Source organism: Pseudomonas sp. PS01297 (assembly GCF_029959305.1).
Lineage (GTDB): Bacteria > Pseudomonadota > Gammaproteobacteria > Pseudomonadales > Pseudomonadaceae > Aquipseudomonas > Aquipseudomonas helleri.
Map to the genome: position 1 here is coordinate 1 of NZ_JASCPQ010000118.1, position 14,558 is coordinate 14,558.

17 protein-coding genes are annotated in these 14,558 nt (G+C 56.1%); 8 read left to right on the forward strand and 9 right to left on the reverse strand.

Going from position 1 to position 14,558, the window contains the following annotated elements:
- Positions 1-132: 132 nt before the first annotated feature.
- Positions 133-1,530: an MFS transporter gene (locus QMX84_RS23525; RefSeq protein ID WP_282364901.1), complete on the reverse strand. Its 1,398-nt coding sequence runs from the start codon at positions 1,528-1,530 to the stop codon at positions 133-135.
- A gap of 128 nt (positions 1,531-1,658) precedes the next feature.
- On the opposite strand from QMX84_RS23525, the gene QMX84_RS23530 reads away from it, so the two are divergent.
- Together QMX84_RS23530 and QMX84_RS23535 are read left to right on the forward strand one after the other, a co-directional pair.
- A complete protein-coding gene (locus QMX84_RS23530; protein WP_218576892.1) occupies positions 1,659-2,285 on the forward strand; it encodes a metalloregulator ArsR/SmtB family transcription factor in 627 nt (208 codons plus the stop codon).
- 68 nt (positions 2,286-2,353) lie between these two features.
- On the forward strand, positions 2,354-2,836 hold the full coding sequence (locus QMX84_RS23535; protein ID WP_278938753.1) for a GNAT family N-acetyltransferase: 483 nt from the start codon (positions 2,354-2,356) through the stop codon (positions 2,834-2,836).
- A 57-nt stretch (positions 2,837-2,893) separates the two neighbouring features.
- On the opposite strand, the gene QMX84_RS23540 is transcribed toward QMX84_RS23535, so the two are convergent.
- On the reverse strand, positions 2,894-3,829 hold the full coding sequence (locus QMX84_RS23540) for a LysR family transcriptional regulator (RefSeq protein ID WP_123749324.1): 936 nt from the start codon (positions 3,827-3,829) through the stop codon (positions 2,894-2,896).
- A 367-nt stretch (positions 3,830-4,196) separates the two neighbouring features.
- Between QMX84_RS23540 and QMX84_RS23545 the strand changes: the two genes are divergently transcribed.
- Positions 4,197-5,483: a Wzz/FepE/Etk N-terminal domain-containing protein gene (locus QMX84_RS23545; RefSeq protein ID WP_282364902.1), complete on the forward strand. Its 1,287-nt coding sequence runs from the start codon at positions 4,197-4,199 to the stop codon at positions 5,481-5,483.
- On the opposite strand, the gene modC is transcribed toward QMX84_RS23545, so the two are convergent.
- The 6 genes from modC to QMX84_RS23575 form a co-directional block, all read right to left on the reverse strand.
- A complete protein-coding gene (gene modC / locus QMX84_RS23550) occupies positions 5,475-6,563 on the reverse strand; it encodes a molybdenum ABC transporter ATP-binding protein (RefSeq protein WP_282364903.1) in 1,089 nt (362 codons plus the stop codon). The genes QMX84_RS23545 and modC overlap by 9 nt on opposite strands.
- A 2-nt stretch (positions 6,564-6,565) precedes the next feature.
- Positions 6,566-7,246 (reverse strand): molybdate ABC transporter permease subunit, encoded by a 681-nt coding sequence (gene modB, locus QMX84_RS23555; RefSeq protein WP_262124651.1) that lies wholly within the window; start codon positions 7,244-7,246, stop codon positions 6,566-6,568.
- A complete protein-coding gene (gene modA, locus QMX84_RS23560) occupies positions 7,247-8,014 on the reverse strand; it encodes a molybdate ABC transporter substrate-binding protein (RefSeq protein WP_282364904.1) in 768 nt (255 codons plus the stop codon).
- Between the two features lie 113 nt (positions 8,015-8,127).
- Entirely contained in the window at positions 8,128-8,784 is a 657-nt protein-coding gene (alkB, locus tag QMX84_RS23565; protein WP_282364905.1) for a DNA oxidative demethylase AlkB, read from the reverse strand.
- Between the two features lie 5 nt (positions 8,785-8,789).
- Positions 8,790-8,960 carry a hypothetical protein gene (locus QMX84_RS23570; RefSeq protein WP_282364906.1) on the reverse strand — a complete coding sequence of 57 codons (171 nt, stop codon included), beginning with the start codon at positions 8,958-8,960 and terminating at the stop codon, positions 8,790-8,792.
- Positions 8,961-8,992: 32 nt separating this feature from the next.
- On the reverse strand, positions 8,993-9,295 hold the full coding sequence (locus QMX84_RS23575; RefSeq protein ID WP_048373382.1) for a DUF1883 domain-containing protein: 303 nt from the start codon (positions 9,293-9,295) through the stop codon (positions 8,993-8,995).
- 211 nt (positions 9,296-9,506) lie between these two features.
- Here QMX84_RS23575 and QMX84_RS23580 point away from each other — a divergent pair, with 211 nt between their 5' ends.
- The 3 genes from QMX84_RS23580 (at position 9,507) to QMX84_RS23590 (ending at position 11,618) form a co-directional block, all read left to right on the forward strand.
- The gene (locus tag QMX84_RS23580; protein ID WP_123749319.1) at positions 9,507-9,860 is read left to right on the forward strand and encodes a hypothetical protein; all 354 of its coding nucleotides are present in this window, start codon (positions 9,507-9,509) and stop codon (positions 9,858-9,860) included.
- A gap of 184 nt (positions 9,861-10,044) precedes the next feature.
- Positions 10,045-10,695, forward strand: coding sequence for a cytochrome c4 (locus tag QMX84_RS23585; protein WP_262124656.1), 651 nt, complete (start codon positions 10,045-10,047; stop codon positions 10,693-10,695).
- A complete protein-coding gene (locus QMX84_RS23590) occupies positions 10,692-11,618 on the forward strand; it encodes a c-type cytochrome (RefSeq protein WP_262124658.1) in 927 nt (308 codons plus the stop codon). The genes QMX84_RS23585 and QMX84_RS23590 overlap by 4 nt, the downstream gene beginning before the upstream one ends.
- Positions 11,619-11,656: 38 nt before the next feature.
- Here QMX84_RS23590 and QMX84_RS23595 read toward each other — a convergent pair whose 3' ends face one another.
- Complete coding sequence (locus tag QMX84_RS23595) at positions 11,657-11,842, reverse strand: hypothetical protein (protein WP_123749316.1); 186 nt, start codon at positions 11,840-11,842, stop codon at positions 11,657-11,659.
- Between the two features lie 283 nt (positions 11,843-12,125).
- Between QMX84_RS23595 and galU the strand changes: the two genes are divergently transcribed.
- Together galU and gorA are read left to right on the forward strand one after the other, a co-directional pair.
- Complete coding sequence (gene galU, locus QMX84_RS23600) at positions 12,126-12,965, forward strand: UTP--glucose-1-phosphate uridylyltransferase GalU (protein ID WP_048373375.1); 840 nt, start codon at positions 12,126-12,128, stop codon at positions 12,963-12,965.
- A gap of 135 nt (positions 12,966-13,100) precedes the next feature.
- A complete protein-coding gene (gene gorA, locus QMX84_RS23605; RefSeq protein WP_282364907.1) occupies positions 13,101-14,459 on the forward strand; it encodes a glutathione-disulfide reductase in 1,359 nt (452 codons plus the stop codon).
- Positions 14,460-14,558: the final 99 nt, after the last annotated feature.

Sequence of the window (14,558 nt, forward strand, 5' to 3'; positions counted from 1 at the left end):
GGCTTGCTCGCGATGCAGGCAATTCGGTGTATCAGTTACACCTTGTCGGCCACATCGCGAGCAAGCCCGCTCCCACAACAATGCTACCCGTGCGGGTCCTCCTGCCGATCTGAACGTTTTTTTGAGCATCCGTTAACTGCGCACAGCCCGCCGCGCCATAACCAGCGCCAACACCGGGGCCACGGTAAACAGTCCGAACAACCACAGTGCCGCATTGGCGATGCCGGTATTGCCCGTCGCGTCGTTGATGCCAGCCACGTTGGAAATCACTCCGGCCAATGCTGCGCCCATAGCCATGGCGAACAATTGCAATGTGGTGATCGAGGCAGCAGCGGTGTCTTTATCTTGTTCCGACGCCACCTGCAAGATACGCGTCAGCAGGTGCGGCCAGCCCAGGCCGATACCAAAACCCACCAGGAACAGCCCGAAGCAGATTGGCGCCAGTTGCATCCATTCACCGAGGCTCCCCATGGGCGTGGTGATTGCCAGCATTACCAAGCCAATCACGATAAACAGTGGCCCCGCAAGGATGGCGCGCTGTGGGCCTCTACCTGTCCAGCCGGAGCTGAGGATTTCCGAGACGGTCCAGCCCGCCGCCATCAACGCTGTCATGTAGCCGGCAGCCAACGGCGACTGACCATGCAAGTGCTGCAGAAAATACGGCATGAAAATCTCGCTGCTCATCCCGATCACCAGCAGGCAAGTGGTCGCGTAAAGCGCGCAAAGCGGGGTACTGAACCTGAACGCGTCTTTGGGCAGCAGGCGTACCGAGGCGCTGGATTCGTAACGGATCAGCATGAATACCAGTACCGCGCAGACGGCGATACCCAGCACGTTCCAGCTTGGCAGCGACGAGACACTGCCTGCACACACCGCCAGCACGGCAGCGGCCAGCAGCACCAGTTGCACAACCGGCAGGCGCGTAGACGCAACGGCTTCACTGTCGCGGGGCGGCAAGGCGCGGTGAGTCAAGGCGATATAGGCAAGACTCACCGGAACCATCACGCCAAAGGCCATGCGCCAGGCATCCATTTCGGCAAATACACCCCCCACCGCAGGCCCGACCAAGGTCGCGACACCCCACATACCCGACACCAGTGCCATGGCCCGCGGCCACAGACGCTCTTCAAACACCAGTTGAATCATCGAGTAACACAAGGCCAGCAGCACGCCACCGCCCAGTCCTTGAATCAAGCGCCCCGCGAGCATCACCGGCATGCTCGGCGCCAATGCGCAGATCAGCACGCCGACCATAAACACCAAGGTGGCGATGGTATAGGCCAGGCGTGGGCCGGTGTGCTGGAGCAATTTGGACGTCAGTGCAGAGCCCAGGATAGACGCCACCACGTACAGCGTGGTGCTCCAGGCATAGAGTTCCAACCCGCCGATTTCGGCGACCACCGAGGGCAAAATCGTCGTGGCGATATAAGTGTTGGTGGCATAGAGCGCAATGCCACCCGAGAGGGCGATGGAGCGGGTGGCGTTCTTGCCGAGGAGTAATTCTCCCCAACTGCTGTCTTGGGCTTGCATGGATGTTTCCTTGTACGGCGACTGCCTGTGAACGCTCGGCGAATTGCATGAAACGTAGGGTTGGGTTAATTTGCCAAGCAATTGCTTTGAATATTGCTGTGGGGCTCTTTATTTTGTCAAGAAATGACTTGGAATATTCGGCGTCGTCATCTCCGGCGGATCGCCTTTTACATCTGCTCAAAACACGCGGGCCACAACTGGCCAGTGATGCGGGCGAGTATTTGGGCACCACCGGGGAGGCGGCACGACAACAATTGGTCAAGCTGGCGGCCAGCGGTTTGGCAGAGGCCAAGGCAGAGGTGCGCGGTGTCGGGCGCCCGACGCAGGTCTGGCACTTGACCGCAGCGGGGCATGCGCGTTTTCCGGATACGCATTCAGAACTGACGGTGCAGCTGTTGCAGACCGTGCGCGAAACCTTTGGTGAAGACGCGATTGAGCGTTTGATCGATGTCCGTGAGCGTCAGACGCAGGCGCTGTATGAGCGCGAAATGCAAGGTGTGGTGGGCCTTAAAGCGCGGGTAGAGCGCCTGGCACAGTTACGCAGCCGCGAAGGCTACATGGCCCAATGTAGCGAGCAACCGGATGGCGCCCTGATATTGGTTGAAAACCACTGCCCGATCTGCGCGGCCGCCACCGCATGCCAAGGGTTTTGCCGGGCAGAATTGCAGGTGTTCGAGCAGGTGCTACAGGCGAAAGTTGAGCGCGTGGAGCACATCCAGCTGGGGGCAAGGCGTTGTGCTTATCGCATTGTATGAAAGACACTCGGCACAGGTAACGTGGGTGCTTTTAACTGATTTGGTTTAATCAATTTGAAGGATTTGCCATGACCCCACCCCAACTCATCCGACCAGCGCTTGCCAGCGACGAAGCTGCAATTCGCGCCTGTGCCGAACAGGCCTATTCGCAATATGTGGCTAACATAGGACGCAAACCTGCGCCGATGTTGGCTGATTTTGCCGCGCAGATTGCAGAGAGGCAGGTGCATGTTTGCGTGAATGGACAAGGCGATTTTCAAGGATTCATAGTGTTCTTTTCCGTTGATCAGCACATGTTTCTTGAAAACGTTGCGGTTTCAACAGCGGGGCAGGGTAAGGGGATCGGCAAGGCGCTGGTGCAATTTTGCGAAGCGACGGCGTTAAGCCAAGGGCTTGGCAGCGTGAGCCTGTATACCAATGCCAAAATGACCGCCAATTTGGCAATCTACCCGCGGCTAGGGTACGTAGAAGTCGGACGTCGCTCAGAAGCTGGTTTTGACCGCGTCTACTTTGAAAAAAACTTGCTGGCGGCCAGTCAGCAACGTGGATAACCGTAAATCCCTGACGAGCCTGCGCAGCGGTGTTTCCGGCGTTAATGTGAAGGGGGCTCAAGCCCAATGCGCCGGGTCATCGACGATGGCCTGGTGTTCTTGCAGCATCTTCGGGATTTCTTTTTTCAAGAACTCGACCCACGTTTTAACTTTCGCATCCAGAAAGCGGCGCGAAGGGTAGAGCGCATAGATGCTTTTTTCATGCAGGCGGTAATGCGGCAGCAGGCGGACCAATGAGCCGCTGAGGTAGGACGCCACGCTCACGTAGTCCGGCATCAGACAGACACCCAGCCCCGCTTCGGCAGCTTTGGCCATGGCCTCGGCCACGTTGACCCGAAACACTTCACCCGGACGAATCGAACGCTCACCCTGTTCATCACGGAACGTCCAGCTGTCGGTGAACAAAGGGTCGACAAGGTGCAGGCAGCGATGCTCGCTCAGTTGTTCCGGGGTTTGCGGGATACCCTGTTTTTCCAGGTAGGAAGGGGCTGCACTGAGCACGCTGTAAATGCGCCCCAACTCCTGGCCCACCAACTCGGAATCGGGCAACTGAGCTGACAAGGTAATGACCACGTCGTGGCCTTCCTCAAACAGATCGGGCTGGCGTTGCGACAGGGTCAAGTCGACATTCACCTGCGGGTACAGCTCGGCGTACCTGGCGACCAAGGGGGCCAGCAACTGAATCCCGATGCCCGTGGTGGATTGCACGCGCAAATGGCCACGAGGTATCAGGTGCGCCCCTCCGGCTTCAGCATTGGCGTCTTCAATTTCTCCGAGAATCAGCCGACAACGTTCCAGATAGCGCATGCCGACTTCGGTCAGGGCCAGGCGACGGGTGCTGCGCTGCAACAAACGTGCTTGTAGTGAAGATTCCAGTTCAGACAGCAAACGAGAGGTTTGCGCGGTTGAATAGCCCAGCGCCTGAGCCGCTGCGGTAAAACTGCCTGTCTCGACTACGCGAACGAACACTCGCATCGCCTGAAAAATATCCATGCTTCTTGTAACCCCACACGTAGGCGTGCTTTTTGGTGATGGCAATCATTACACAGAGCGCTGAAAGATACCGTGTTGGTGTGTTCACAGGTTTTAGATGACAAATCGTTGTGTACTGTAGGAATATTCTTTTTTTTGACGTAAAAAATTGCTTATAAAACAAAAAGCTATGAGCCATCGCTACTAAAAGTACGCAGTCCGTGGTTTCGAGTTACTTGATTTTGTCATCGTATGTGCTTGATTCTTATGGATTGGGATCTTTTCGTACAAGTATCTGTCAGACGTTTACCCTGTTTTGGTCAGCTCTTTCATGCCTCGTTCGAAGAGGCCAGCGGACCTAGATGTACTACTCACAAGGCGCCTATTTTTGAAAAACACCGAACATCCGCGGCCTAAAGCCTCCAGCTCCGAAATTGACCTGGTCGACCTGTTCTCTTTTTTTTGGCAGCAAAAGAAGTTTATTGCGACTACTTCAGCAATCGCTGGCGCCATTGCACTGGGTTACGTCTTGGTGGTGCAGCCGATTTATCAGGCAAGCACTGTGTTGCGCCCAGCCGAGATTAATGAACTGGATGCCTTGAACCGTTCAGAGGTCTACAAGCTCCCACCGAATGAAGCGCTGTTGAAAGTCGGTGCGGCACTGGATTCCTATGAAACGCGCCTGAGCTTCTTCCGCAGCCACAAGGATTTGTTCAAGCCGCTTGAAAAAGACGGCATGACGCTTGAACAAAGTTTTGAGGTGTTTAACCGGGACTCGATCAACCTGACTCAAGTCGGCGTTAAAAACGCTGATGCCTTGAGCCCGTCCATCAAGCTTGAGCTGACCTATCCCAAGTCGGTCCTGGGCGTCGATATCATCAATGGGTTTGTTGCCTACGCAATCGATATTCAGCGTGCGCAAATCACTTCTGATCTCAAGACTATTATTAATAACCGTCAGAAAGAGCTGAGAGAAAAGATCAGTGCCGCGCGATTGGGCTACCAGTCAGACAAAGAAGCCAAGATTGCAACGCTTGAAGAAGACGATGAGTTAAAGCGCGCTACTCTGAAGGACGAATTGCAGGCCCTGCGCCTGCAACTCAAGGCTATGCGTGAAGCGCGTATTGATCAGCTAAATGAAGCCATTAGCATTGCCACTACGTTGGGCATTTCCCGGCCGACCACACCTTATGCCATGGGCGAGAGTGCTACCGGCGGGTCACGGGTGATCCGCACGGACATCACCTCCCAGGATACGCCGCTGTACTTTTTGGGTACTCAAGCCCTGCAAGCTGAGCGCGCGGTGTTGCTCAAGCGGACTTCCGATGACTTTACAGATCGAAGGGTTCTGGAGATCGATAAACAGCTGAAATTGCTGGAGGTCAATCGCGAGGTTGAACTACTCGGCAAGCGCGCCAATGAAGATGTTTACCTTAAAAATATCGAGCCTTTGCGTGCAGAGATCGTCCGCCTCGGCAACTTGAATACCGACATGAGCACCTTGGGTCTGGTCAGTATCGACCGTAAGGCTCAGACGCCTGTCAGCGCACTCAAACCGAAAAAAGCCCTGACTATTTTGCTGGGCTTATTCCTCGGTGGTTTGTTGGGCTCGGGTATTACTACGGTGCGTTACTTCAATGTCCGCCGCCGTGAAGAGCTTAAGCAGTCAAGCTAAAACCGCAACAGATTTGATCTGCAGCCAGATGTTTTGCCCTGGCTGCAGGTCAAGCTTGTCACGTGAATAGCGGGTAATACGGGCCAGCAGGGCGCTGCCGTCGATGTCCGCACGCACCAGCACATGGGCTTGATTGTCTGCCGCTGTTTCGCTGATGACAGTGGCTTGCAGGCTATTGAGGATACTGCTGTGTTCACTGCGATTGAGGCTCAGGCTGATGTCGCGGGCTTGCACCTTTACCCGTAAGGCCTGACCTACCCCCAGTGGCGCATGGGTAACGCGCAAGCATTGAGTACTGTTTGGCAGTTGCAGGGTCAGCAATTGATACTGCGCATCGTAAGCACACACCGTTCCTTCGACCACCACGCCTGCGTCATCACCTTGAGACAGCGGTAGATCAAGCCTGGCCAGAATCTCACCGATAGGCCCGCTGGCCAGAGCTTTGCCTTCGCTCAGAAGCACAATGTGGTCAGCCAGACGCGCGACTTCGTCCTGCGAGTGGCTCACATACAGCACCGGTATATCCAGTTCGGCATGTAGGCGCTCAAGGTAGGGCAGGATCTCGGCCTTGCGCTGGCTGTCGAGTGCGGCGAGTGGCTCGTCCATCAGCAACAGTTTGGGACTGGTCAACAGGGCGCGGGCAATACCGACCCGTTGACGCTCGCCACCCGACAAGTGATTGGGCGCACGATCCAGCAGATGAGTGATGCCTAGCAGGTCGGCCGCATGGGCCAGTTCTACTCGCTGTGCCTGGCGCGGGATACGGCGCAGGCCGAATTCTAGGTTGGCGCGCACCGAGAGGTGCGGGAACAGGCTGGCCTCTTGAAAGATATACCCCAATGAACGCTTATGAACCGGGACAAACAGCTTGTTGTGGCTGTCTTGCCAGACTTCGTCATTGATCTGCACGAAGGCGTGTTCAGCCCGCTCCAGACCCGCGATACAGCGCAGGCAGGTGGTTTTGCCAGACCCCGAGTGACCAAACAAAGCCGTCACCCCTTTACCGGGCAATTGCACGTCCAGGTCCAGCGAAAAACCGGAATAGCTGAGCTGCAGCCGAACAGTGATGTGCGAACTCATGTTCAACTCCAGGTGCTTTGAGATTTGCGGCTTGAGTACAGCGCCAACAGCACCAGAAATGAAAACACCACCATGGCGCCAGCCAGCCAGTGCGCCTGGGCATATTCCAGTGCTTCAACGTGGTCGTAGATTTGCACGGAAACCACGCGGGTTTTTTCCGGGATATTGCCGCCAATCATTAGCACCACGCCAAACTCACCGACCGTGTGGGCAAAGCCCAGAATCGCTGCAGTGATAAAACCGGGGCGCGCGAGCGGTAGCACCACGGTGAAAAAACAATCCCAAGGATTGGCCCGCAACGTGGCGGCAACTTCCAGAGGTCTGGGACCGATGGCGGTGAACGCGTTCTGCAAAGGCTGAACGACAAAGGGCATTGAATAAATCACTGAGCCGATCACCAGCCCGGCAAAACTGAAGGTCAGCGTTCCCAGCCCCATGGCCTGGGTGAGCTGCCCGACATAGCCGTGCGGGCCCATCGCCAGTAACAGATAAAAACCGATGACGGTGGGCGGCAGCACCAGCGGCAAGGCCACGATAGCGCCAATCGGGCCGCGCAGCCGTGATCGGGTATGCGCGAGCCACAGGGCGATCGGAGTGCCGACCAGCAGCAGAATGATCGTGGTCAGTGACGCCAGCTTCAGGGTCAGCCAGATGGCCGCAAAGTCAGCACTCGAGAGCGGCATTTACAGCTGATAACCGTAGGATTTGATAATGGCTGCCGCTTTAGGGCCTTTCAGGTATTCAGCCAGGGCTTTGGCCGCGGGATTGTTCTCACCCTTTTTCAGGATCACCGCGTCCTGTTTGATCGGATCGTGCAAGGCTTCTGGCACCAGCCAGGCGGAACCTTCACTGACTTTGCCATCTTTATAGATCTGCGACAGGGCGACAAAACCCAGCTCGGCATTGCCCGTCGAGACGAATTGATAGGCCTGGGTGATGTTCTGACCTTCAACAATCTTGCCTTTTACCGCGTCAGTCAGCCCCAGTTTTTCCAGCACTTGCGTAGCCGCAAGGCCGTAAGGGGCGGCTTTAGGGTTGGCGATAGACAGGTGTTTGAACTGGTTTTGCTTCAGCACTTCGTCAGTGCCGTTGATGTAGCCGTCTTTGGCTGACCACAGCGCCAGCGTGCCGATGGCGTAGGTGAAGCGTGAGCCCGGGACTATATCGCCTTCTTTTTCGAGTTTTTCTGGCGTGCTGTCGTCGGCTGCCAGGAAGACTTCAAACGGGGCGCCATTTTTGATCTGGGTGTAGAACTGGCCTGTGGCGCCATAAGCAGCGATCACTTTGTGCCCGGTGTCTTTTTCAAAGTCTTTGGCGATGGCCTGAATCGGCGCGGTGAAGTTGGCCGCGACGGCTACCTGAACGTCATCGGCCTGCGCTGAAGTAAACGCGAAACATCCAATCAGTGCGGCAAGCGCGGAGGGGGCATAGTGTCGAGCGCGAAGATTCATGGCGTAACTCCATTCCTTTAGAAGCGTGAGCTGCCCGGATTGTTGGGTTGGTTTTGGGCGGGCTAGAGGAAGATAGACGGTATATAAAAAAATATATAGCCCTGTGCTATGCCTCAGCCTGCCTTGCGCAGGGTGATGTTGATGCGCTGCTCGCCCACCCTTGGATGGTTGCCCGGTTTTATCGGCAGTACACCATGGAAACGCAAGCGATCAACGCCGCCCCACACCACCACATCGCCATGAAACAGAGAGATCCGTTGCGCTGGGTCACTGCGCTGAAAACCGCCAAATTGGAAGACCGCAGGCAGGCCCAGAGAAATCGAGACGATAGGGGTATCGTAAGAACGTTCGTTCTTGTCCTGATGCAGGGACATTTTTGCGCCGGGACTATAGGTATTAATCAGCCCTGCATCAGGTACAAAACCTGCAAAACCAGCCGCGCTCGCAGCGCCAGCGGCGATGTCGAAAAAGGCCTCTGGCATCTGCGGCCAGGCTGTCGCGCTGACGGGGTCAATAGGGCTGTAGCGGTAGCCATCGCCGTCCGAGGTCCAGCCTAAATCACCGCAACTGCTTAAACGGGCCGACATGGTAAAACCGCCGGGGGTTTGCATGTGCCTGAAGGGCGATTGCTGCAACACGGCCTCAAGAGCGCTTAACAGTGCCTCGACCCACGGCAGGGCGAACCCGCGAAGCACAAACGCCTGCGCACCGATGCGTTCGATCCGGGCGGGCTGCTGCAGGTCTTCTTCGCCAAACAGGTCGAGCGTCATCGGGCTTAGAGCGCCTTGCTGACCTTGATGTCGGTAATTACCTCGGAATCACCGTGGAGCTTGTCCAGCGCTTCACGTGCTTCTTCTTCCTCTTCGCTGCCGGTTTTGAGCTGGGCAAATTCATAGCGGTTTTGGCCGTTGAGCTTGTACTTGATGACGTATTTGACGGTGTCCACAATATTTCCTGTCTATTAAAGAGGTGTCAGGCTTAGCGCAGCTTGGAGGTCGAGCGACGCACGATCTTGATCGTAGGCTTGAACGAAGGCTTGCGGGTCACGCTGATTGCACGGGTAGTCACCGTATCGATGGTAATGTTCCAGAAACCGGTGCTTGGCGCGGTGATGCGAGCCGGGAAATCTTTGAAAGCGCCGCCGTGATAAGAGTGGCGCCCGCCATTCTTGAAGCTGCGAAAGTGTGCATCGCTCATCAGGCGGATGTTGCAGGGCTGGGAGCACTCGATAACGACAATGTCGTCTTCGTTAAGGTGCTCGCGCTGGTGAATGAACTTCATGTGGGCTCCAAAAAGGGGGCTTTTGCCAAAAAAATCAGCACGATAGCACGTGCTTTAGTCCAAGCTTGGGTCTAAAGGCGCTTATTATGCCGTGGTTCAGGCGAGTCTGACGTAAAAGGCAGATAATTGGCCACTGTTGAAAACTTATTCCCTGACATCAGGGAGCAAAGTTAAAGATTTACTGTCTTAGGGTCTTTAACGGAGGAATTGTATGAAGTGGGGCGTTTTGGTGGCGATGCTGGCGTTGGGTGGCTGTGCTTCAGTGACGGATATCGAGCACACGATTCCTACTCTGAATGTTATTTCAGGCAAAAAACCGGATGCCTATGCCCAATGCCTGGTGCAACAGTTGTCCAAAACTCGAAACGACCCACAGATCGAGCCGCACAAAGATGGGCTGAGGGTTATCGTGCCGCAAAAGCTGACCTCCAATCCAACGGCGGTCATTGATATCGAAGAGCGTTCAGGCGGCAGCAGCATCAAGCTATATGAAAGCATGTCCAATGTGCCGGTTCGCCCGGGGGACATCCGTCAATCAGCCACGCATTGTATTTCTGGAGAATAACGCAGGCACCTGATCGGCCCGCGTTCCCCGTAAAACCTGACAGCGGCTCAAGGCAGCGTCAGGTTTTTTTATGCCTGTTTGCCGGGTTCCTTTATCCGTTGGTTGTGACTACGTAGGAATTCCCCTACGCTCCATAAGGCTTATATTTTTTAGGCCTAAACTTATAACAATAATGGAGTTGGTCATGATTCCACTTAACCGAACGCTGTTGGGCGCCATGGTGCTGCTCACGCTCAACAGCGTACAGGCGCAAACCTCTGCCAACATTTATCTGCAGGGCGGGGCACAGCCCGGCGCCCTGGCGTGTGTGGCTTGCCACGGCGCAGATGGAATGGGGCTGGCACCTGCAGGTTTTCCGCGATTAGCCGGTATTTCTGCTGACTACCTGAGCAAACAGCTGCACGACTTCCAAACTGGCAAACGGGTCAGTCCCGTGATGCAGCCGCTGGCCAAGGCCTTGACTGACGAAGAAATTGCTTCGGTCACCCAGGCTATTGCTGCGATGCCGGCGCCGCCGGTCCCGCCGATCAACCGCAGCAGCATGCCTGAAGGTGTGGGGGAAACACTGGCATTACGTGGCGCCTGGGAGAGGCAAATCCCTGAGTGCGTGAGTTGTCATGGGCCGGGCGGGGCAGGGGTGGGCAGTGCTTTCCCGCCACTGGCCAATCAGCCTGCGATGTACCTGGTGGCGCAGTTGAATGCCTGGCGCGATGGCTCGCGCCATAATGACCCCAACGACTTGATGGGCCATATCGCCAAGGCAATGAGTGAGGAAGAAGTCAAAGCAGTGGCCGAGTATTTCTCAACCGTAGGCCACAAGGAGGTCACGCCATGAAACGCATGATGCCTGCTTGCGCGCTGTCGATGCTGTTAAGCCCTGTCGCCCTGGCCACGACGATCGCCATGGACGATCAGAGCCAGATCAAAACCCCACCGGTGAGTGGCCACGGCCCGGAGTACTTCCAGCCGCCGCTGGAAAGCGAACTGCCGGATAACGCTTACGGAAAAATGGTTAAAGACGGTTATGCGCTGTTTGTCGATACCAAGCGTCAAGCTCCGCAGTTCGTGGGTAATGGCTTGAACTGTACCAACTGTCACCTGGATCAGGGCCGCATGGCCAACTCTGCGCCGCTATGGGGCGCTTACCCGATGTACCCGGCCTATCGAAAGAAGAACGACAAGGTCAACACCTTTGCCGAGCGCTTGCAGGGCTGTTTTCAGTTCAGCATGAATGGCGGCACGCCCCCAGCGGCCGACAGTCGTGAGATCACCGCATTGTCGGTGTATGCCTATTGGTTATCGACCAAAGCCCCGGTGGGTGTCGAGTTGCCGGGGCGTGGTTACCCGGATGTCGCCCAGCCCGTCGGGGGCTACGATCTGGCACGTGGCGCTGCGGTCTACAAGGACCAGTGTGCGATTTGTCATGGCGATAATGGCCAGGGACAAAAGGTTGACGCTGATTACGTGATGCCGCCGCTGTGGGGCAAGGAGTCTTACAACTGGGGGGCCGGCATGCACCGGATCAACACCGCCGCCTCATTTATCAAACACAACATGCCACTGGGCAAGGCCAACAGTTTGAGCGATGAACAAGCGTGGGATGTGGCTGCCTACATCAATACCCATGAGCGGCCGCAGGATCCGCGTCTGGTTGAAGGCTCGGTCGAGAAAACCCGCCTTAAGTACCACGCTAATGATGGTGTGAATGCTTACGGGCAGACCATTAATGGCGTGTTGATAGGTGTCGGTACCCAGTAAACAAGGCTGCCGCCCTCAGGCGGCAGAAGCGTCTATGCTCAATCCTTGCTGCGGCCTCGTGGCGCTGGCCCGGCGAGGTCTTCGAAGACTTCGGCAACCTCGATCGCGGCTTTTTCCGAGGGGAATGGGCCCGCGACGGGTTCACCTGATGGAGCGATCATCCACCATTCTTTTGAACTGACATTTTTTATCAGGTAACCGTTGACGCTTTTTGTGGCTGACATCGAAGCTGAGACCTTTAAGAATCGAAAACGGCGGCAATAATACCGCCAATCGAGGACGTTGGCCTCGTGATATGGCGTTTGGCCGCAATCTGCCTGTAGCAGATGCCAACGTGTTAACCGCTTCACTCAGTCGATGAGTAGTTGAAAAATAAGTAATTAATGAACTTGTTGGCTAAAAATTCATCTAGGTTGGCATCAGTTTGCTATTCGGGGCATTGTAACGTCGATGCCGCCTGATTAGACTGCGCCAAAATTCGAACGTACAGCCCTTTTAAGGACTCATATGATCAAGAAATGCTTGTTCCCAGCAGCCGGTTACGGCACTCGCTTTTTGCCAGCGACCAAGGCCATGCCAAAAGAAATGCTGCCGGTGGTGAACAAGCCACTGATCCAGTACGGGGTTGAAGAAGCACTGGACGCTGGCTTGAATGAAATTTCTATCGTCACAGGACGTGGCAAACGCGCACTGGAAGACCACTTCGACATCAGCTATGAGCTGGAAAACCAGATCAAGGGCACTGACAAAGAAAAATACCTGGTAGGCATCCGTCGCCTGCTGGACCAGTGTTCGTTCTCGTACACCCGTCAAACCGAAATGAAAGGCCTGGGCCACGCCATTCTGACTGGCCGCCCGCTGATCGGCGACGAGCCGTTTGCCGTGGTACTGGCAGATGACCTGTGCGTAAACCTTGAAGGCGACGGCGTACTGACGCAGATGGTCAAACTGTACAACCAGTACCGTTGCACCATCATTGCGATCCAGGAAGTTGACCCGCAAGAAACCAACAAGTACGGCGTAATCGCTGGCGACCTGATTGGTGATGACCTGTACCGCGTGCGCAACATGGTTGAAAAACCGGCACCGGAAGATGCGCCATCGAACCTGGCCATCATCGGCCGCTACATCCTGACTCCGGATATTTTCGACCTGATCAAGCAGACCGAGCCGGGTAAAGGTGGCGAGATCCAGATCACCGACGCCCTGATGAAACAGGCGCAAAACGGTTGCGTGATTGCCTACAAATTCAAAGGCAAGCGTTTCGACTGCGGTGGTGCTGAAGGCTACATCGAAGCAACCAACTTCTGCTTCGAAAACTTCTACAAAACCGGCAAGGCTTACTAACAGAGCCTTCATGTAGAACGTTGCAAGACAAAGCCACCTTCGGGTGGCTTTGTCGTTTATTTGCCTCGCGTTAACCGTCGGCGCTGGTCAATCGCGCTGGAGCGATTATGCTGATGGCCTGCCTAGGAGAGAGAAATGGCCTACGAATTTGATTTGTTTGTAATTGGTGCGGGTTCCGGTGGTGTGCGTGCTGCGCGCTTTGCTGCGGGTTTTGGGGCCAAAGTGGCGGTAGCAGAAAGCCGTTATCTGGGCGGTACCTGCGTGAACGTGGGCTGCGTGCCGAAAAAGCTGCTGGTGTACGGTGCGCACTTCGCCGAAGACTTCGAGCAAGCCTCCGGCTTTGGCTGGAGCCTGGGTGAAGCGAATTTTGACTGGGCGACTCTGATCGCCAACAAAGATCGCGAAATCCACCGCCTCAACGGTATTTACCGCAACCTGCTGGTCAACAGTGGCGTCACCCTGATGGAAGGCCACGCCAAACTGACCGGGCCCAACGAGGTTGAAGTCAATGGCCAGCGTCATACGGCCAAACATATCCTGATCGCAACGGGCGGCTGGCCGCAGATCCCGGAGATTCCGGGGCATGAGCTGGCAATCAGCTCCAACGAAGCGTTCTTCCTTAAAGAACTGCCCAAGCGCGTGCTGGTGGTGGGCGGCGGCTACATCGCCGTGGAGTTCGCCGGGATCTTCCACGGCCTGGGCGCCCAGACCTCGTTGTTGTACCGCGGCGACATGTTCCTGCGTGGCTTTGACGGCGCTGTGCGCAAACACCTGCATGAAGAGCTGACCAAGCGCGGCATGGACGTGCAGTTCAACGCAGACATTGCACGCATCGACAAACAGGCAGATGGCAGCCTCAAGGCCACCCTCAAAGACGGCCGTGAGCTGGAAGCCGATTGCGTGTTCTATGCGACGGGGCGGCGCCCGATGCTCGACAACCTCGGGCTGGAAAATACCGGGGTCAAACTCGACAAGCGCGGCTTTGTGCAAGTCGATGATCTGTACCAAAGCACCGAGCCGTCGATTCTGGCGATTGGTGACGTAATTGGCCGTGTGCAACTCACGCCAGTGGCCCTTGCCGAAGGCATGGCGGTTGCGCGTCGTCTGTTCAAGCCTGAGCAGTATCGCCCCGTGGATTACCGCATGATCCCGACAGCGGTGTTCAGCTTGCCGAACATCGGTACGGTGGGGCTGAGCGAAGAACAGGCCATCGAAGACGGGCACACGGTGCAGATATTCGAGAGCAGCTTCCGCCCAATGAAACTGACCCTGACCGAGTGTCAGGAACGTACGTTGATGAAACTGGTGGTCGATGCCGACACCGATAAAGTGCTGGGCTGCCACATGGTAGGCCCGGAGGCGGGGGAGATCGTGCAGGGATTGGCGATTGCCTTGAAAGCCGGTGCAACCAAACAGCATTTTGACGAAACCATCGGCGTCCACCCGACGGCGGCTGAAGAATTCGTCACCATGCGCACGCCGGTTAAACGGTAAGCAACCCTGTAGCCGCTGCCGCAGGCTGCGATGGGTTGCGCAGCGACCCCGCTTTTGAATAAAAGCGAAGGTCCTGCGGCCCTTATCGCAGCCTGCGGC

Bases quoted from the DNA above. Each gene is read 5' to 3' on its own strand.
- QMX84_RS23525 (WP_282364901.1), bottom strand. From the start codon at position 1,530: ATGCAAGCCCAAGACAGCAGTTGGGGAGAATTACTCCTCGGCAAGAAC.
- QMX84_RS23535 (WP_278938753.1), top strand. From the start codon at position 2,354: ATGACCCCACCCCAACTCATCCGACCAGCGCTTGCCAGCGACGAAGCT.
- QMX84_RS23540 (WP_123749324.1), bottom strand. From the start codon at position 3,829: ATGGATATTTTTCAGGCGATGCGAGTGTTCGTTCGCGTAGTCGAGACA.
- modC (WP_282364903.1), bottom strand. From the start codon at position 6,563: ATGAGTTCGCACATCACTGTTCGGCTGCAGCTCAGCTATTCCGGTTTT.
- modB (WP_262124651.1), bottom strand. From the start codon at position 7,246: ATGCCGCTCTCGAGTGCTGACTTTGCGGCCATCTGGCTGACCCTGAAG.
- modA (WP_282364904.1), bottom strand. From the start codon at position 8,014: ATGAATCTTCGCGCTCGACACTATGCCCCCTCCGCGCTTGCCGCACTG.
- alkB (WP_282364905.1), bottom strand. From the start codon at position 8,784: ATGACGCTCGACCTGTTTGGCGAAGAAGACCTGCAGCAGCCCGCCCGG.
- QMX84_RS23575 (WP_048373382.1), bottom strand. From the start codon at position 9,295: ATGAAGTTCATTCACCAGCGCGAGCACCTTAACGAAGACGACATTGTC.
- QMX84_RS23580 (WP_123749319.1), top strand. From the start codon at position 9,507: ATGAAGTGGGGCGTTTTGGTGGCGATGCTGGCGTTGGGTGGCTGTGCT.
- QMX84_RS23585 (WP_262124656.1), top strand. From the start codon at position 10,045: ATGATTCCACTTAACCGAACGCTGTTGGGCGCCATGGTGCTGCTCACG.
- QMX84_RS23590 (WP_262124658.1), top strand. From the start codon at position 10,692: ATGAAACGCATGATGCCTGCTTGCGCGCTGTCGATGCTGTTAAGCCCT.
- QMX84_RS23595 (WP_123749316.1), bottom strand. From the start codon at position 11,842: ATGTCAGCCACAAAAAGCGTCAACGGTTACCTGATAAAAAATGTCAGT.
- galU (WP_048373375.1), top strand. From the start codon at position 12,126: ATGATCAAGAAATGCTTGTTCCCAGCAGCCGGTTACGGCACTCGCTTT.
- gorA (WP_282364907.1), top strand. From the start codon at position 13,101: ATGGCCTACGAATTTGATTTGTTTGTAATTGGTGCGGGTTCCGGTGGT.